1 protein-coding gene is annotated in these 252 nt (G+C 46.0%); it reads right to left on the minus strand.

Features of this window, described 5'->3' with window-relative positions; all coding sequences use genetic code 11:
* Window positions 1-15 precede the first annotated feature (15 nt).
* Entirely contained in the window at window positions 16-225 is a 210-nt protein-coding gene (locus SB756_RS32915; RefSeq protein WP_183675197.1) for a hypothetical protein, read from the minus strand.
* Window positions 226-252 lie beyond the last annotated feature (27 nt).

Genomic DNA, 252 nt, shown 5'->3' on the forward strand with positions numbered 1-252 from the left:
CGCGTAGCTTATCAGTCAAGAAGCCAGCTTTTTAACCACAAGAAAAACACCAATGAAGCCGCTGACCAATCCGCTGAAAAAACCACTCACGCTATTGCCGATGGAGTTATCAATCGGATTGAGCGGGAAAGGTGCAAGGTAATAAGCAACCAAGAAGGCCACGACTGCGGATACCACCCCACCAATAAGGCCTGCTCTAACAGATTCTTTCAAGGCAACATTCATAGCAGCTCCTCTGTTTTTTTATTTTCG

Origin of the sequence: Pseudomonas sp. SIMBA_068, assembly GCF_046534705.1 — a bacterium.
GTDB lineage: Bacteria > Pseudomonadota > Gammaproteobacteria > Pseudomonadales > Pseudomonadaceae > Aquipseudomonas > Aquipseudomonas putida.

Bases quoted from the DNA above. Each gene is read 5' to 3' on its own strand.
- SB756_RS32915 (WP_183675197.1), bottom strand. From the start codon at position 225: ATGAATGTTGCCTTGAAAGAATCTGTTAGAGCAGGCCTTATTGGTGGG.